At 76.4% G+C, this 15,248-nt stretch carries 16 protein-coding genes; 6 read left to right on the forward strand and 10 right to left on the reverse strand.

From position 1 onward, the window contains the following. Nucleotides 1-143: 143 nt before the first annotated feature. A complete protein-coding gene (locus ACIP60_RS35450; protein ID WP_400692842.1) occupies nucleotides 144-461 on the reverse strand; it encodes a cupin domain-containing protein in 318 nt (105 codons plus the stop codon). A 148-nt stretch (nucleotides 462-609) separates the two neighbouring features. On the opposite strand from ACIP60_RS35450, the gene ACIP60_RS35455 reads away from it, so the two are divergent. Further along, a complete protein-coding gene (locus tag ACIP60_RS35455) occupies nucleotides 610-1,524 on the forward strand; it encodes a hypothetical protein (protein ID WP_400692844.1) in 915 nt (304 codons plus the stop codon). A gap of 19 nt (nucleotides 1,525-1,543) precedes the next feature. Here ACIP60_RS35455 and ACIP60_RS35460 read toward each other — a convergent pair whose 3' ends face one another. The 8 genes from ACIP60_RS35460 to ACIP60_RS35495 form a co-directional block, all read right to left on the reverse strand. Next, nucleotides 1,544-2,545, reverse strand: a complete 1,002-nt coding sequence (locus ACIP60_RS35460; protein WP_400692847.1) for an aldo/keto reductase — start codon at nucleotides 2,543-2,545, stop codon at nucleotides 1,544-1,546. Then, nucleotides 2,542-3,519 carry a Gfo/Idh/MocA family oxidoreductase gene (locus ACIP60_RS35465; protein WP_400692849.1) on the reverse strand — a complete coding sequence of 326 codons (978 nt, stop codon included), beginning with the start codon at nucleotides 3,517-3,519 and terminating at the stop codon, nucleotides 2,542-2,544. The genes ACIP60_RS35460 and ACIP60_RS35465 overlap by 4 nt, the downstream gene beginning before the upstream one ends. 1 nt (nucleotide 3,520) lies before the next feature. Further along, the gene (gene ligA / locus ACIP60_RS35470; protein ID WP_400692852.1) at nucleotides 3,521-4,834 is read right to left on the reverse strand and encodes a protocatechuate 4,5-dioxygenase subunit alpha; all 1,314 of its coding nucleotides are present in this window, start codon (nucleotides 4,832-4,834) and stop codon (nucleotides 3,521-3,523) included. 4 nt (nucleotides 4,835-4,838) lie between these two features. Then, nucleotides 4,839-5,762: an amidohydrolase family protein gene (locus ACIP60_RS35475; RefSeq protein ID WP_400692855.1), complete on the reverse strand. Its 924-nt coding sequence runs from the start codon at nucleotides 5,760-5,762 to the stop codon at nucleotides 4,839-4,841. A 5-nt stretch (nucleotides 5,763-5,767) separates the two neighbouring features. Further along, nucleotides 5,768-6,457 carry a 4-carboxy-4-hydroxy-2-oxoadipate aldolase/oxaloacetate decarboxylase gene (ligK, locus tag ACIP60_RS35480; RefSeq protein ID WP_400692857.1) on the reverse strand — a complete coding sequence of 230 codons (690 nt, stop codon included), beginning with the start codon at nucleotides 6,455-6,457 and terminating at the stop codon, nucleotides 5,768-5,770. A gap of 18 nt (nucleotides 6,458-6,475) precedes the next feature. Next, on the reverse strand, nucleotides 6,476-7,504 hold the full coding sequence (locus tag ACIP60_RS35485) for an amidohydrolase family protein (RefSeq protein WP_400692860.1): 1,029 nt from the start codon (nucleotides 7,502-7,504) through the stop codon (nucleotides 6,476-6,478). Nucleotides 7,505-7,531: 27 nt separating this feature from the next. Beyond that, nucleotides 7,532-8,839, reverse strand: a complete 1,308-nt coding sequence (locus tag ACIP60_RS35490) for a 4-hydroxybenzoate 3-monooxygenase (protein ID WP_400692863.1) — start codon at nucleotides 8,837-8,839, stop codon at nucleotides 7,532-7,534. Nucleotides 8,840-9,087: 248 nt separating this feature from the next. Further along, nucleotides 9,088-9,855 (reverse strand): IclR family transcriptional regulator, encoded by a 768-nt coding sequence (locus tag ACIP60_RS35495; protein WP_400692866.1) that lies wholly within the window; start codon nucleotides 9,853-9,855, stop codon nucleotides 9,088-9,090. A gap of 66 nt (nucleotides 9,856-9,921) precedes the next feature. Here ACIP60_RS35495 and ACIP60_RS35500 point away from each other — a divergent pair, with 66 nt between their 5' ends. From ACIP60_RS35500 to ACIP60_RS35515, 4 genes are all read left to right on the forward strand, one after another. Further along, nucleotides 9,922-10,614 carry a substrate-binding domain-containing protein gene (locus ACIP60_RS35500; RefSeq protein ID WP_400692869.1) on the forward strand — a complete coding sequence of 231 codons (693 nt, stop codon included), beginning with the start codon at nucleotides 9,922-9,924 and terminating at the stop codon, nucleotides 10,612-10,614. A 74-nt stretch (nucleotides 10,615-10,688) separates the two neighbouring features. After that, on the forward strand, nucleotides 10,689-10,910 hold the full coding sequence (locus tag ACIP60_RS35505; RefSeq protein ID WP_400692872.1) for a hypothetical protein: 222 nt from the start codon (nucleotides 10,689-10,691) through the stop codon (nucleotides 10,908-10,910). 142 nt (nucleotides 10,911-11,052) lie between these two features. After that, entirely contained in the window at nucleotides 11,053-11,565 is a 513-nt protein-coding gene (locus ACIP60_RS35510) for a hypothetical protein (RefSeq protein WP_400692874.1), read from the forward strand. A gap of 17 nt (nucleotides 11,566-11,582) precedes the next feature. Then, nucleotides 11,583-12,764 carry an RNA-binding protein gene (locus ACIP60_RS35515; protein WP_400692877.1) on the forward strand — a complete coding sequence of 394 codons (1,182 nt, stop codon included), beginning with the start codon at nucleotides 11,583-11,585 and terminating at the stop codon, nucleotides 12,762-12,764. 344 nt (nucleotides 12,765-13,108) lie between these two features. Here the strand turns inward: ACIP60_RS35515 and ACIP60_RS35520 are convergent, their stop codons facing one another. Beyond that, nucleotides 13,109-13,660: a GNAT family N-acetyltransferase gene (locus tag ACIP60_RS35520; protein WP_400692879.1), complete on the reverse strand. Its 552-nt coding sequence runs from the start codon at nucleotides 13,658-13,660 to the stop codon at nucleotides 13,109-13,111. 375 nt (nucleotides 13,661-14,035) lie between these two features. Between ACIP60_RS35520 and ACIP60_RS35525 the strand changes: the two genes are divergently transcribed. After that, nucleotides 14,036-15,133, forward strand: coding sequence for a polyprenyl synthetase family protein (locus ACIP60_RS35525; protein ID WP_400692882.1), 1,098 nt, complete (start codon nucleotides 14,036-14,038; stop codon nucleotides 15,131-15,133). The last annotated feature ends 115 nt before the right edge of the window (nucleotides 15,134-15,248 follow it).

The following is a 15,248-nucleotide window of genomic DNA, read 5'->3' on the forward strand; positions in this document are numbered from 1 at the left end:
AGGCCCACCTCGACCAGCAGGGCATCCCGCGCCTACGCTCCTGGCGAGCCGTCAGCTGACGCGACGGCGATCAAGATCCCCGACAGAGTCAAGCTAGGAATCCCTGACGGAACCCCCCGTGCCTGGGGCGGCCCGGCGGGTCGTCACTCCTCCGGGAGTTCCACGATCACCAGGGTGCCCCGGCTGCCCGGGCCGACCGCGTGCGCGGTCCCGGCCGGGACCACGTACAGCTCGCCCGCGCGCACCGGCAGTGGGGTGCCCTCCAGTAGGAGTTCCAGCCGGCCGTCGAGGACGAGGAGTGCCTCGGCGGTGCGGTGGCTCTCTTCGGGCAGCGGTGTCCCGTCCATCCGCAGGACCTTCACGCAGGCCGGTCCCACCAGGCCCAGGGGGAGGGAGCTCCAGGCTTCCGGGAGACCGGCCGCCGTCTCCGTCAGGTTGACCGTCAAGTTGGCCGGGTTCACGGCGCACGCCTCCTGACGGACCCGCCCGTCCGGACGGGCCCGTGTCTCGACATCAAGGGGATGACCGGAAACTACCCGACCGGGAGCGGCGGTTGGTCGACCGTTCGGTAAAGAATGCATCCGGCCCGGAGCGGGCACACGGCCTGGCATGAACGAGACCGCACCGCCGAACCCGGAGCCGTCCGTGCCGCCGCACCCGGCGGCCCCGCCCCATCCGGTCGCCCCGCCGAAGCCGGGCGCGCCGCCGGCCGCCGTGCCGCCGACCGCCGCTCCGCCCGGCGGGCGCCGCCGCGCGTGGCGGTTCGGCGCGGCGGCGGCCGTGCTGGTCCTGGTGGGGGCCTGCGCGGTGGCCCTGGCCGGTCGGGAGGGGCGCGGGCCGGTGCACGGGTCGATGCCCGCGCCGGTCGTCGGTCCGGTGGACGGGCCGGTGGTCGGGGACGGGGCGCAGGCGCTGCCGGGGAGTCCGCACGCGCTGCTGCTGGACGGGGTGTCGGGCCGGGTCGAGATCGTCGGCTCCCGCGACTCCGCCGCCACCGCCGCGTACCTGCCCGAGGGCTCCGAGGCCCTCGGCCGGGTCGGGTTCGGGCCGGCCGGGAGCGACGGCGCCGTGCCCGTGCGGTGCGCCGCCGCGGACGGCGGGCCGCTCGCGCGGTGCGGCGGGGTGCTGCGGCTCACCGTCCCGGAGGACACCGCGCTGACGGTCCGCCAGGAGTCCGGGGAGATCGCACTGTCCGGGCTGCGCGGCGACCTCGCGCTGTCACTGGCCTCGATCCGCTGCACCGCCGTCGGCCTGCGCCCGGAGCACGCGACGGTGTCGGTCCGCTCCGGCAGCGCCGACCTCGGCTTCGCCGCCCCGCCCGGCGACCTGACCCTGGAGTCGACGTCCGCCTCGGTGGCCCTGCGGCTGCCGGCCGACCACCCCGACGACGGGTACGCCTTCGAGTCGGACGCGGCCTCCGCCGACGTCCGGATCGCGCTGCCCGAGCAGCCGGGCGCCGACCACCGGGTACGGCTGCGCACCACCTCGGCCTCGGTGGCCGTGCTGCCCGCCGAGGCCGGGTGACGCGGGGAGCGCCGTGGGGTCAGCCCGCCGCGCCGCAGCGCTCGGTGTCGATCTCCGGCAGGGTCGCCGCCGCGTAGCGCGCGCCGTGCACCGTCCGGTCGGACAGCACCCGGTCGGCCGCCGCCAGCAGCTCGGCGGGGACGTCCAGGTCGAGGGTGGCGACGTCCTCGCGCAGGTGGGACACCGAGCGGGTGCCCGGGATGGCCAGGACGTGCTCGCCCCGGGAGAGCACCCAGGCCAGGGCCAGCTGGGCCACCGTCAGGCCCGCGGCCGCCGCCAGGGCGGACAGCTCGGCGCGCAGGGCCAGGTTGGCCGGGTAGTGGGCGTCGGTGAAGCGCGGCATGCCGAGCCGGATGTCGCCGGGCGGCAGGTCGGCCGTCCGGGGCGGCTCGTCGGTCAGGAAGCCGCGGCCGACCGGGCTGAACGCGACCAGGGCGACGCCCAGTTCGCGGGTGGCGGCCAGGGTGCCGCGCTCCGGGTTGCGGGTCCACAGGCTGTACTCGTTCTGCAGCGCCGCCACCGGGTGCACCGCGTGCGCCCGGCGCAGGGTGGCCGCCGACACCTCGGACAGGCCGATCGCGCGGACCTTGCCCGCCGCGACCAGCTCGCCCAGCGCGCCGACGCTCTCCTCGACGGGGACGGCCGGGTCGAGCCGGTGCAGGTAGTACAGGTCGATCACGTCGGTGCGCAGCCGGGCCAGCGACTCCTCCGCGGTGCGCCGGATCGTCTCCGGGCGGCCGTCGATGACCCGCCGCCCGTCCACGCCGGTCATGCCGCACTTGGAGGCCAGCACGATCCGCTCGCGGTGCGGGCCCAGCACCCGGCCGACCAGTTCCTCGTTGGCGCCGAAGCCGTACAGCGCGGCCGTGTCGAACAGGGTGACGCCCGCGTCCAGCGCGGACAGCAGCAGTTCGGCCGCGTCCTCGGGGGCGGGCGGGGTGCCGTAGGCGTGGCTGAGGTTCATGCAGCCGAGGCCGACGGCCTGGACCTCGAACGGCCCGATCCCGCGCAGGGTGCTCATGCGCCCACCGGGGCGGCGGTGAGCTGCCGTTCCAGGTCGGCCAGGGTGCGGTAGCAGGGCAGCACCTGGGCGAGCGAGGCGTTCGGCTCGCGGCCCTCGCGGATCGCCGCGACGAACTCGCGGTCCTGCAGTTCGATGCCGTCCAGCGAGACGTCGATGCCGCTGACGTCGATCGGTTCGTCTTCTCCGGTCACCAAGTCATCGTAGCGAGCGAGGTAGGTGCCGGTGTCGCCGATGTAGCGGAAGAAGGTGCCCAGCGGGCCGTCGTTGTTGAAGGAGAGCGAGAGGGTGCAGATCGCGCCGCTCGCGGTCCGGAGCTGGACCGACATGTCCATCGCGATGCCCAGCTCCGGGTGGAGCGGGCCCTGGAGCGCGTTGGCCCGGACGATCGGCGAGCCGGTCTGGTAGGCGAACAGGTCGACGGTGTGCGCGGCGTGGTGCCACAGCAGGTGGTCGGTCCAACTGCGCTGCCGGCCGAGTGCGTTGAGGTTGCTGCGGCGGAAGAAGTAGGTCTGCACGTCCAGCTGCTGGATGGTCAGCTCGCCCGCCGCGACCCGGCGGCGCACCCACTGGTGGCTGGGGTTGAAGCGGCGGGTGTGCCCGGCCATCGCCACCAGGCCGGTGCGCTCGGCCGCCGCGGCGCACGCCTCGGCGTCCGGCAGCGAGGCCGCCACCGGGATCTCCACCTGCACGTGCTTGCCCGCCGCCAGGCACTGCCGGGTCTGCGCGGCGTGCAGCGGCGTCGGGGTGGCCAGGACCACCGCGTCCACGTCGTCCATCGCCAGCACCTCCTCCAGGCTGCCCGCCGCCCGGGCGATGCCCTGCTCGGCGGCGAAGCGCCGGGCGCCGTCCAGCGAGGAGGAGACCGCGGCGGCCACCTCCACGCCCTCGATCCGGCGCAGGGCCGCCGCGTGCTTGGCGCCGAACGCGCCGCCGCCCGCCAGGGCGATCCTCAGGGGCTGCTGCTTGGTCATCTCAGTTCTCCTCGGCGGGAGTCGGGCCCTGCGGGCGGTTGGTCAGGATCAGGTGGCCGACGGCCGTGTTGGACGCCGGCACGTGGTAGAAGCGGTGCTCGACGTCCACGGCGCCGCCGTCGTCCACGTCGCTCAGCGCGCCGCGCGCGATCAGCCACATCACCAGCTCGATGCCCTCCGAGCCGGCCTCCTCCACGTACTCCAGGTGCGGCACCCGGGCCAGGCCCGCCGGGTCGGCGACCAGCCGGTCCAGGAAGGCGTTGTCCCACTCCCGGTTGATCAACCCGGCGCGCGGGCCCTGGAGTTGGTGGCTCATCCCGCCGGTGCCCCAGACCTGCACGTCCAGCGGGCGCGGGTACGACTCGATCGCCCGGCGCAGCGCCCGGCCCAGCTCGAAGCAGCGCGCCCCCGACGGCACCGGGTACTGCACCACGTTGACGTGCAGCGGGATCACCCTGCACGGCCAGCGCTCCACCTCGCCGAACATCAGCGACAGCGGCACGGTCAGCCCGTGGTCGACCGGCATCTCGTTGGCCAGGGTGAGGTCGAAGTCGTCCTGGATCAGGCAGTGCGCGAGGTGCGCGGCCAGCTCCGGGTCGCCCTCGACGCCGGGCACCGGGCGCGGGCCGTAGCCCTCGTCGGCGGTCGGGTAGGCGGCGCCGGTGCCCAGCACGAAGGTCGGGATCAGCGAGAGGTCGAAGGCGCTGGCGTGGTCGTTGTAGACCAGGACCACCACGTCCGGGACGTGCGCGGCGGCCCACCGCCGGGAGTGCTCGTACCCGGCGAACACCGGCCGCCAGTACGGCTCCCCGGTCCTGCCGTGGTCCAGCGCGGCGCCGATCGCCGGGACGTGCGAGGTGAACACGGCGGCCGAGACGGCGGCGTGCTCGGCGGGCGGCGCCTGGCCGGCGTGCGCGGCCTCCAGCACGGCGTGGTCGATCCGGCTGCCCGAGGCGGTGGCCGAGCGGCCGCCGGAGACCATCATCTCCCGGTACTCCCGCTCGGTCATGCCGGTCATCGAGCCCGCCATCTGCTGGAACGACAGCCCCAGCGTGGCACCCCACTTGGCGAGGAAGTAGATGTTCCCGCCCTCGCGCACCGCCGCGTTCAGGTCCCGCTCCAGCAGCGCCCGCCGCTGCTCCTCGCGCAGCGGCCAGGCGTCCAGGTAGGCGCGCTCGTCGGCCAGGTACGCGGCCCGGTTCTCGGCCGTCATCAGCGACATGCAGAACTGGTTGAGGTGGTAGCCGCGGGCGGACTGCTCGGCGTCGAAGATCGTGGTGCCGGGGACGAGCCGGTAGGTGCGGTCCAGTGCCACGCCGTCAACTCCCTTCGTTCTCGGGCCAGTACAGGCGGTTCGGGTTGTCCACCAGGAGCCGCCGGCGCAGTTCGGGGGTGGGCGCGACGTGCGGCAGGAAGTCGACCAGCAGGCCGTCGTCCGGCATGTGGCCCTTCAGGTTGGGGTGCGGCCAGTCGGTGCCCCACAGCACCCGGTCGGGGAACTCCTCGACCACCCGGCGGGCGAACGGCACCACGTCCCGGTACGCGGCCCGCTCGCCGTCCAGCGCGGGCGGGCCGGTCAGCGAGAGCCGCTCCGGGCAGCCGACCTTGCACCAGACGTCCTCCCGGGCCCGCAGGAAGGAGAGGAACTCCGCGAACTCCGGGCCGTCCGGGTCCTTCGACACGTCCGGGCGGCCCAGGTGGTCGACCACCAGCGGCACCGGGACGGAGAGGAAGAACTCGCGCAGCCCGGCCAGGTCGGCGGCCTCGAAGTACAGCACCACGTGCCAGCCCAGCGGGGCGATCCGCGCCACCACGTCCCGCAGGTCCGCGCGCGGGGTGACGTCCACCAGGCGGCGGACGAAGTTGAACCGCACCCCGCGCACCCCCGCCTCGTGCAGCTCGCGCAGCTCGGCGTCCGAGATGCCGGGCCGCACCGTCGCCACGCCGCGCGCCCGGCCGTCCGACCGGCGCAGCGCGTCCAGCAGGGCCCGGTTGTCGGCGCCGTGGCAGGTGGCCTGGACGATCACGTTGCGGGCGAAGCCCAGGTGGTCGCGCAGGGCGAAGAGCTGCTCGGCGGAGGCGTCGCACGGGGTGTACTTGCGCTCGGGCGCGTACGGGAACTCGGCCGCCGGGCCGAACACGTGGCAGTGCGCGTCCACCGCGCCCGCAGGGAGGTCCAGTTCGGGGCGGCCGGGGGAGGGGTGCCAGTCCAGCCAGCCCGGGGTCTTCTGCTGTTCCGTCACGGCGATCAGTCCTCGTAGCGCAGGCCGAGCGCGGCCAGCGGGCCGCGCATCGCGTACATGTCCAGGCCGAGCTCGCCCGCGCGCAGCCGCTCGCGCTTGCCCGCCTCGTTCTCCTCGCGCCGCGCGGACGCCTCGGCGGTCCCGGCGGCCCGCTCGCGCGGCACCACCACCACGCCGTCCGCGTCCGCCAGCACCACGTCGCCCGGGCGGACCGGCGCGTTGGCGCACACCACCGGGACGTTGACCGAGCCCAGGGTGGCCTTCACCGTGCCGCGGGCGCTGACCGCCCGGGAGAACACCGGGAAGTCCATCGCCGCCAGCTCCGCGACGTCCCGCACCCCGCCGTCGATCACCAGGCCCGCGCAGCCCCGGGAGCGGAACGAGGTCGCCAGCAGCTCGCCGAAGAACCCGTCCTCGCTCTCCGTGGTGCAGGCCGCCACCACCACGTCGCCCGGCCGGATCTGCTCCGCCGCGACGTGCAGCATCCAGTTGTCGCCCGGCTGGAGCAGCACCGTCACCGCCGGGCCGCACAGCCGCGCCCCCGGGTACACCGGGCGCAGGTACGGGCGGGCCAGGCCGGTGCGGCCCATCGCCTCGTGGACGGTCGCCGTGCCGAAGGCCGCCAGCGCGGCCACCGCGGCCGGATCGGGCCGCTCGATCCTCGTGTGCACGACACCGAGTTCGGGGTGCGTCATGGTCTGCTCCTGGGGGTCTCAGCGGCCGGCCGCGGCGAGGCGGGCGGCCAGTCGGGGGTGGACGCGCAGCGCGTTGCCGGCGTACACGGCCGCCCGCTGCGCGTCGGTGAGCCGGTCGGTCGCGTCCACGTACCGCCGGGTGTCGTCGAAGTGGTGGCCGGTCAGCGGGTCGACCCCCCGCACCGCGCCGATCATCTCGCTGGCGAACAGCACGCCCCCGGACGGGACCACCGAGGCCAGTAGGTCGATGCCCGGCTGGTGGTACACGCAGGTGTCGAAGAAGACGTTCGTGCCCACCAGCTCCTCCGGCCGCGGCCCGCCCAGCGCCTGCGCCAGCCCGCGGAAGCGCCCCCAGTGGTAGGGCACCGCGCCGCCGCCGTGCGGGACCACCAGCCGCAGCGTCGGGAAGTCCGCGAACAGGTCGCCCTGGAGCAGCTGCATGAACGCGGTGGTGTCGGCGTTCAGGTAGTGCGCGCCGGTGGTGTGGAACGCCGGGTTGCAGGAGGTCGACACGTGCACCATCGCCGGGACGTCGTACTCCACCAGCGCCTCGTACAGCGGGTACCAGCTCCGGTCGGTCAGCGGCGGCGCGCTCCAGTGCCCGCCCGACGGGTCCGGGTTGAGGTTCACCGAGACCGCGCCCAGCTCCTCCACCGCCCGCCGCAGCTCCGGCAGGCAGCTCGCCGGGTCCGCGCCCGGCGACTGCGGCAGCATCGCGCCCATCGCGAAGCGCTCCGGGAACAGCGCGCCCACCCGGTGCACCAGGTCGTTGCAGATCCGGGCCCAGGCGGCGGAGACCGCGAAGTCGCCCAGGTGGTGGGCCATGAAGCTGGCGCGCGGCGAGAAGACGGTCAGGTCGGTGCCGCGCTCGTCCATCAGCCGCAGCTGGTGGGGCTCGACCGCCGCGCGCAGCTCGTCGTCCGAGATGCGCGGCCCGGCCGGGTCGGGGGCGGCGGCCGGGTCGCCCGCGGCGGCGACCTGGCGTTCGCGCCAGGCGGCGAGCCGGGGCGGGGCGGTGGTGAAGTGGCCGTGCGCGTCGATGATCACGGGGTTCTCCTGGGAGGTCGGAGGGGTTCAGGCGCCGGCGGACGGCCAGCCGGTGTACTGCTCGGCCAGGTACGCGCGGCCCGCGCGGGTGCCCACCACGCCGTCCAGCTCGCCCAGTTGGCGGCGCAGCTCGAACGGGGAGGCGTCCGGCGCGGTGTGCAGCAGGCGGGTCATCCAGGACGAGAAGTGCTGCGCCCGCCAGACCCGGCGCAGCGCCTGCGGCTGGTAGTCGGCCAGCGCCGGTTCGCCCTCGGCGCCCAGCGCCCGCAGCAGCACGCCCGCCAGCACCTTGACGTCGTGCAGCGCCAGGTTCAGCCCGCGCGCGCCGGTCGGCGGCACGGTGTGCGCGGCGTCGCCCGCCAGCAGCAGCGAACCCCAGCGCATCGGCTCCTGCACGAAGGACCGGAAGCGCAGCACCGTCCGCTCCAGGACCGGGCCCTCGACCAGCCGGAAGCCGTCCCGGCCCGCGACCCGGGCCTGGAGGGTCGCCCAGATCCGCTCGTCCGGCCAGTCCTCCGGCCGCTCCCGCGGGTCGCACTGGAAGTACATCCGCTGCACGGTCGCCGTCCGCCGACTGACCAGCGCGAAGCCGTGCTCCGAGTGCGCGTACACCAACTCCGGTGCGCTGGGCGGGGCCTGGGCCAGCACGCCGAACCAGGCGAACGGGTACTCGGCGCCGTACCGGGTGCGCAGCGCCGCCGGGACCAGGCCGCGGCAGGTGCCGCGCGAGCCGTCCGCGCCGACCACGTACCGGGCCCGCAGCTCGTGCCGCGTCCCGTCCGCCGCCGTGAAGCGCACCCGGGGGCGGTCGGTCGCCACGTCCAGCACCTCGGTGCCGCGGACGCCGAAGTGCACCGTCCCGCCGTCCCGTTCGCGGGCGTCCGCCAGGTCGGCGAACACCTCGGTCTGCGGGTACAGCCACACCGAGGCGCCCACCAGCTCCCGGAAGTCGATCCGGTGCGCCCGGCCGCCGAAACGCAGCTCGGTGCCCCCGTGCTCGTGGCCCTCGCGCAGGACCCGGTCGCCCACCCCGGTCTCCACCAGGTCACGGGCCGCGCCCGCCTCCAGGATGCCCGCCCGGTGGGTGCCCGCGATCTCCGCCCGGGTGCGCAGGTCGACCGCCACCGCCTCCACCCCGGCCCGGCCCAGCCGGTGCGCCAGCATCAGCCCCGCCGGGCCCGCGCCGACCACCGCGACGGGCACCTCGGTGACGGTGTCGACCGCGTCGTCGGTCGCATCGGAGCCGGAGCCGGAGCCGGAGCCGGAGCCGGAGCCGGAGACGGTGTCGGAGTCGGCAGCGGCATCGACGGCGGAGTCGGTGACGGATTCGGGCATGACGGCTCCAGGGCACGGCGGGGCGGGGGTGGCGGCGCCCGGGGCGACAGGCCGGCCGGGCACGCCCCGAACGTTGGCAGCTCGTTCCGCCGGCCGTCGCCACCCTTTCCGCCTGACGGAAACGCGCTGCTCGCGGCGGGCTGCGCGGCGCAGACTGCGGGACGGCCCACGGCGTCGTGCGCGGTGCGGTGTCGTACGCGGTGCGTCGTGCGCGTTACGGCGTCGTGCGCGTCACGGCGTCGGGCGCGCTACAGCGCCGTGCGGGCCCGCCGCCCCAACTCCTCGGAGATCCCGTGCACCGCCCGCAGCAGCGGCTCCCGCAGCCCCCGCGCCCGCTCCGCGCCGCGCGCCGCCACCACGATCCCCAGCGCCGCGCCCACCGGCCCGGTCCGGCCGATCCGCACCGGCGCGGCCACCGCCACCGTGCTCTCCGACAGCTGACGGTCGCTCACGAACACCTGCTCGCGGCGGATCAGGTCCAGCTGCGCCCGCAGCGTCCTCGGGTCGGTCACCGTGTGCGGCGTCCACGAGCGCAGCGGCGCCGCCAGCACCTCCTCCTGCAACTCGCGCGGCGCGTGCGCCAGCAGCACCCGGCCCATCCCCGTCGACCCGACCGGGAACCGGGTGCCCACCATCGTCAGCAGCTCCACCGAGCGGTGCCCCGCGATCCGCTCCACGAACACCAGCTCGGTGCCCTCGCGGACCGCCAGCTGGATGTTCTCGTGCGTCGCCTCGTACAGGTCCTGCATGAACGGCAGCGCCGCGTCCCGCAGGATCTGGGTCCGCGGACATCCCGAGGCGATCTCCCACAGCCGCAGCCCCACGTGCCACGACCCGTCCTCGGCCCGCTCCAGCGCGCCCCAGGACGCCAGCTCCGCCACCACCCGGTGCGCGGTGCTGATCGCCAGCCCCGTGCACTGCGCGATCTCCGACAGCGTCCGCGACGGGTGCTCGCGGTCGAACACCGCCAGCACCTGGAGGACCTTGCCGGCCGCCGAAACCCGGTTCGCACTCATCCCGCCAGTCTCGCACCCGCCCGTCCGGCCCCCGCCGGCCTCACCCCTGCCCCTGGAGGAACCCCCGTGGACCTGCTCGCCCTGACCTCGATGGCCGTCCGCCCCGCCCTCGCCGACCTCGTCCCGCTGCTGCCCCCGGTACGGTTCGAGGCCGCCGGCGGCGTCGAGGTGGCCCGCCGCATCCGCGCGGGCGCGTCCGCCGACCTCGCCGTGCTCGCCGCCGACGCGCTCGCCGCGCTGCACGCCGAAGGGCTGGTGGAACGCCCCCGCCCGCTCTGGGACTCCGCCACCGTCGCCGCCGTGCCCGCCGACGCCCCGCCCGCCGCCCTCGCCACCACCGCCGACCTGCGCACCCTGCTCACCACCGCCCGGGCCGTCGCCCACTCCACCGGCCCCAGCGGCACCGCCCTGCGCGCCTTGGTCGACCGGCTCGGCCTCACCGCCCGGGTCCGCCTCGTCCAGGCCCCGCCCGGCACCCCCGCCGGCCACCTGCTCACCGACGGCCGCGCCGACCTCGCCTTCCAGCAGCACAGCGAACTCGCCGACCTCCCCGGCATCCGCGTCCTCGGCCCGCTGCCCGGCGACACCGCCATCACCTCCACCTTCGCCGCCGCCGTCCTCACCGCCACCCCCCGCCCCGGCCCCGCCCGCCACCTGCTCCACCTGCTCGACCGCCTCGCCGCCGCCGGAGCCCCGCCCACCGCCCGGGCCCGCGGAATGCACCCGCACACCCCGGCGACCGGCCGTCCCGCCGGGTGACCCCCGACCGGCGCCGGACCGGCCCGGCCGAATTCGGTTCCGGCGGACCGGCCCGACCGCCTACCATCGCGGCCATGCCCAGACCCTTCGGCTTCAGCTACGACCGGCGCCCCGACGGCACCGTCACGATCACCCACCAGGGCCGCCCGGCCGGCACGCTGCGCGGGGCGCGCGCCGAGAAGTTCCTCGCGGAGGTCGACTCCGGTGACGCCCAGCTGGTGATGGCCCGCTGGACGGGCGCCTACAAGCACGGCAACGAACGCACGGCACGCGACCACCCGCGCAACCGGCGCTAGCCTTCCTCTCCCGGGCCCCGGCCCCGGGTCCGTCCAGCCGCCCGCCGGGCGATAGCGCACCGCCCGGCGCGCCGTCAACTCCGCGACGCGGCGCGCCGATAACGGCTGGACGGCCCCGCGCCGGGTGCCGAGACTGGGTGCGGTGACGACCCATACGGACCGCTCGACGGCCCCCTCCGCCGCCGCCCCCTCCACCGACCTCGGCGAACTGCGGCGGCAGTTGGCCGTCCTGCACGGCGGCAAGGTGACCTCGGTGCACGTCCCCGGCGGCGGCGCGGGCCTGTTCGCCCTGCTGCTCGGCCTGCCCGACCCCCGGCCCGACGGCCCGGCCGAACTCGCCCACCGCTGGCTCACCGTCGCCCGCAGCGGCTGGACCCTCGACCGCCCCACCACCGCCCGCACCACCCCCGGCCCCGGGGCCCGGCACCTGGCCGACGACCTGCGGGCCCTGATCGGCCGGGAGATCACCGCCGTCCGGATCACCGAACCCGACTGGGACACCCTGATCGAGTTCGGCGACCACCACCTGCGCATCCACCCCGCCGCCCCCGCCCCCCACGCCCCGCCCGACGACACCCCCGCCTGGGCCCTGCGCCTCCCCTCCCGCCACCTCCTCCTGATCGGCCCCGGCCCCCGCTGGCGAACCCGCCACTGACCTGCGACGATGCCCGGATGCTGCGCCACGTCCACCGCGTCACCGCGTACGATCCCGCCGACCGTGACGCGTACGGCCGCTTCACCGGCACCACGGACACCCGCAGCGACCGCGGCCCCGTCGAGGCCGCGTACGTCGCGGCCGTCGCCGCGTTCGCCGCGGACTCCGGTGTGACGGTGCTGGAGCTGCGGGAGCCGTCCCTGCCCCCGGTCCCGGTCCACCCCGGGCCGGAACCGGCGTACCGGGACCCGGAGCCGGACGCGCTGCTGCCCGGCGGCCGGGAGGCGCTGCACGACGGGCTGCGGGTGGACGTGCCGACCGCGCAGGAGCTCGTTCGGGCGATGCTGCGCGACAGCGGGCTGTGGTGCCGGCTGGAGGCCGAGGGCCGGTTCGCCGTGCACATCGGGTGGGACCAGTACATGTACATCGGCAGCCACCTGCCGTGCGAGCGGGCCGTCGCCGCGACGAACGCCGCCGGTCTGTTCGCCGAGCGGATCGACGCCTCCCCGTACGACCCCGAACCGGAGCCGCGCGCGGTCCAACAGCGCCCCGCCGACCAGGAGTTCTGGGACCGGCTGCGGTGGTGCGTCGAACAGGGCGAGGCCGCCCTGCTGGAGGAGCTGTACGCGGGCAACTCGGCCCGCTGGTACCGGCTCACCCCCGCGAACCTCGACACCGTCCGGGCCGGCCTCGCACCGCGCGCCCGGCTCTCGGTGCGGCCCGACGTCCTCGGCGACGCCGCCGCGGTGGCCGCCCGGATCGCCGCGATGACCGAGCAGGACGCCACCGTCGAACTGGTCGTCGAGCACCCGGACGGCCGGATCACCGCCGCCCTCCACCACCCCGGCGACCCGGCCCCCGACCTCTCCCGGGCCCGGGGCGCCGCACTGCTCCCGCTCCTCGCCGACGAGGACCCCCCGCTGTTCACCGCCGCCCGCCCCGACCCCGACGGCGTCCTGCGCCTGCGCCGGTCCGTCGACCCGGCCCCCGGCGACTTCCGGTGGGCCCGACTGCGGGCGCTGCGGCTCGGCGAGCAGGTCACCGTCCGGATCGGCACGGACGGCACGGCCGACCTGGACGGCCTGCCCGCCCGGCTGCGGGGCGGGCCGACGGCCGGGCCGGGCGGACGGGTGGCGGGGCGGATCACCGCGATCGACCTGGTCCGCGAACAGGTCGAGGTCGCGCCCACAGGACGGTGAAGCGACCGCCGGACAGGCGGACGCCCGGGCGAACTCCGCGACCCGGGTCTCCGGCGCGCGGCGGGACCACGCCACGGCCGTGGGCAGGGGGCGTGCGGTGGCGGTGGCGGAGCTGGTGCCACCTCGCTCCGGGTGCCGGCGTCCTGGACGCCGGGCTGAAGGGGTTCCTCGGCCGCGGCTACCGGAAGGGGGCGGACGGGCCCGCGCCCGCCCGGCTGATTCCGCAGCCGCCGGAGGTCCTGCGGAAGGTCTTCGCCGCGTTCACGGCCGGTGGTTGACGAGCTCGGCGGCGGAACGGCCCCGGTGGAGGGCGAGACGTTCGGCGCGGCGGGCGTGCGGGTGCGTCATGTTCCGGGTCCGGACGGCGGGGCTTCGCTGCTCCAGCGGGTCTCGCCGTCGACGACGGTCCCGGTCGGGGTCAGGCCGAGGGCGCGGGCGACGCCGGCGGACGCCCGGTGTTCGGGGTGGACGTGGGCGAGCAGGACGTCCACCCGCTGGGCGCGCAGCCAGTGGGCCATCGCGAGTGCGCCCGTGCGGGCGTGGCCGTGTCCCTGGTGGGCGGTGCCGATCACCCAGGCCAGTTCCGCCGTGACGCGGCCGTCCGGGGCGCGCTCCAGGGTGGCCTGGACCGTGCCGACGAGCTGCCGGTCGGAGGTGCGGCGCAGCATCCAGTTGAGCCAGCCCTGCTCGCCGTCCGGGGAGCGGCCCCGCTCCAGGCGGCGGTAGCGGGCGCGGAGTTGCTCCGGTGAGAGCGGGTGCCCGCCGATCCAGGTGTGCAGCCGTACGTCGTCCAGCAGGGTGAACGCCTCCGCGGCGTGCGCCGCCCGCAGCGGTTCGAGGCGGAGGGCTCCGGCGGTGATCTCGGTGGCGGCGGGCCACTGCGCTGGGTCGGGCATCCCGGCAGCGTACGCCGCGGTGCCCCGGCGCGTGGTCACCCGGTGCGGAGCGGGCCGTCCAGCTCGGGTCCGGGTGGGCGAGGACCGCCTCCGGCTGTTCCGGGTGGGGGAGGTGTCCGGCTCCGGGCACGACGGCGAAGCGGGCGGCGGGGAAGGCGTAGGCGGCGCCGTACCCGGGGGTGGCGACCCGGTCGCTCTCGCCCCACAGCACCAGGACGGGCACCCGGACGCCGCGCAGCCGCTCCCGCAGCCCGGGGTCGTGCACGGAGGGGTCGCCGGCCAGCACCCGCACGGTGGCCAGGTCGGCCCGGCGGCGGGCGAGTTCGGCCGGGGGGAGGGGAACCCGCCGGGGCGGCGGCGTGACAACCTGGCGGCGTGAACGACGTCCTCACCGCCGCGCTGCGCCGCGCCGCCGACCACCAGCACCGCTTCGAAGCGCGCTTCGCGGCGCACCTCGACGCCCTGGCCGACCCGGCGGCCGGCCCGCTGGAGCCGCCGCCGCACGGCAGGTTCCCGGCCCGGGCCCTCGCGCTGGTGCGCGAACTGTCGCTGCGCGGCGGCAAGCGGCTGCGGGTCGCCCTGCTGCACGAGGCCGCCGCCCTGGCCACCGACCGGCCGGTGCCCGGCCTGGACGCCGCCGCGATCGGCATCGAACTGCTGCACACCCACGGGCTGATCCACGACGACCTGATCGACGACGCCCCCGTGCGCCGGGGCGGCCCGTCCACCTACCACGCCTACCGCCAGGAGTTCCCCGACCGGCCCGACACCGCCCTCGCCCTCACCGTCCTGGCCGGGGACCTGGCCGCCTTCCTGGCCGTCCGGGCCCTGCTCTCCGGCGACCTGCCCCCCGAGCGCGCCCTGGCCATGGCCACCGTCGTCACCGACGCGGCGGCCGCCGCGGTCAACGGCCAACTCCTCGACCTGGAACGCGACTTCCACCCCGCGCCCGAGACCGGGTTCCTGCACACCGTCACCGAGTACAAGTCCACCCGCTACTCGATCCTCGCCCCGCTGCGCCTGGGCCTGCTCGCCGCCGGCGCCGACCCCGCCCCGCGCGACGCCGACCTGCGCGCCTACGCCACCGCGCTGGGCATCGCCAACCAGATCCACGACGACTGGCTCGACCTCTTCGGCGACCCGGCCGCCCTCGGCAAACCCCTCGGCACCGACATCCGGGCCGGTCGCCGCAGCTACCTCGTCCGCGCCCTGCTGGCCGCCACCGCCGACGACGCCCCCGCCCGCGCCACCCTGCACGCCGTCCTGGGCGTCCCGCACCCGGACGAGGACGCCCTCGCCGAACTGCGCGACCTCGCCCGCGCCCGCGGCCTCGACCGCACCCTGCACGACGAAGCCGCCCGACACGCCCGCCGCGCCGCCACCCTGGCCACCGCCTGGCAGCGGCACTGGCGCCCGGACGCCGTCGCCTTCTTCACCCACCTCCCGGCCTGGTCCGTCACCCGCGACCACTGAAACCCGCCGCGCCCGGCAGGACCGGCCCGTGCCGAGGAACCCCTCCGGAGCCGCTGCACCACGGCCAGTCCCCCGATAGGGCGGGGCGAGCCGTCGCGCTCCGGATCTCCCGCAC

The organism is Kitasatospora sp. NPDC088783 (assembly GCF_044750705.1).
Lineage (GTDB): Bacteria > Actinomycetota > Actinomycetes > Streptomycetales > Streptomycetaceae > Kitasatospora > Kitasatospora fiedleri.

Bases quoted from the DNA above. Each gene is read 5' to 3' on its own strand.
- ACIP60_RS35520 (WP_400692879.1), bottom strand. From the start codon at position 13,660: ATGCCCGACCCAGCGCAGTGGCCCGCCGCCACCGAGATCACCGCCGGA.
- ACIP60_RS35490 (WP_400692863.1), bottom strand. From the start codon at position 8,839: ATGCCCGAATCCGTCACCGACTCCGCCGTCGATGCCGCTGCCGACTCC.
- ligK (WP_400692857.1), bottom strand. From the start codon at position 6,457: ATGACGCACCCCGAACTCGGTGTCGTGCACACGAGGATCGAGCGGCCC.
- ACIP60_RS35460 (WP_400692847.1), bottom strand. From the start codon at position 2,545: ATGAGCACCCTGCGCGGGATCGGGCCGTTCGAGGTCCAGGCCGTCGGC.
- ACIP60_RS35455 (WP_400692844.1), top strand. From the start codon at position 610: ATGAACGAGACCGCACCGCCGAACCCGGAGCCGTCCGTGCCGCCGCAC.
- ACIP60_RS35505 (WP_400692872.1), top strand. From the start codon at position 10,689: ATGCCCAGACCCTTCGGCTTCAGCTACGACCGGCGCCCCGACGGCACC.
- ACIP60_RS35495 (WP_400692866.1), bottom strand. From the start codon at position 9,855: ATGAGTGCGAACCGGGTTTCGGCGGCCGGCAAGGTCCTCCAGGTGCTG.
- ACIP60_RS35465 (WP_400692849.1), bottom strand. From the start codon at position 3,519: ATGACCAAGCAGCAGCCCCTGAGGATCGCCCTGGCGGGCGGCGGCGCG.
- ACIP60_RS35515 (WP_400692877.1), top strand. From the start codon at position 11,583: ATGCTGCGCCACGTCCACCGCGTCACCGCGTACGATCCCGCCGACCGT.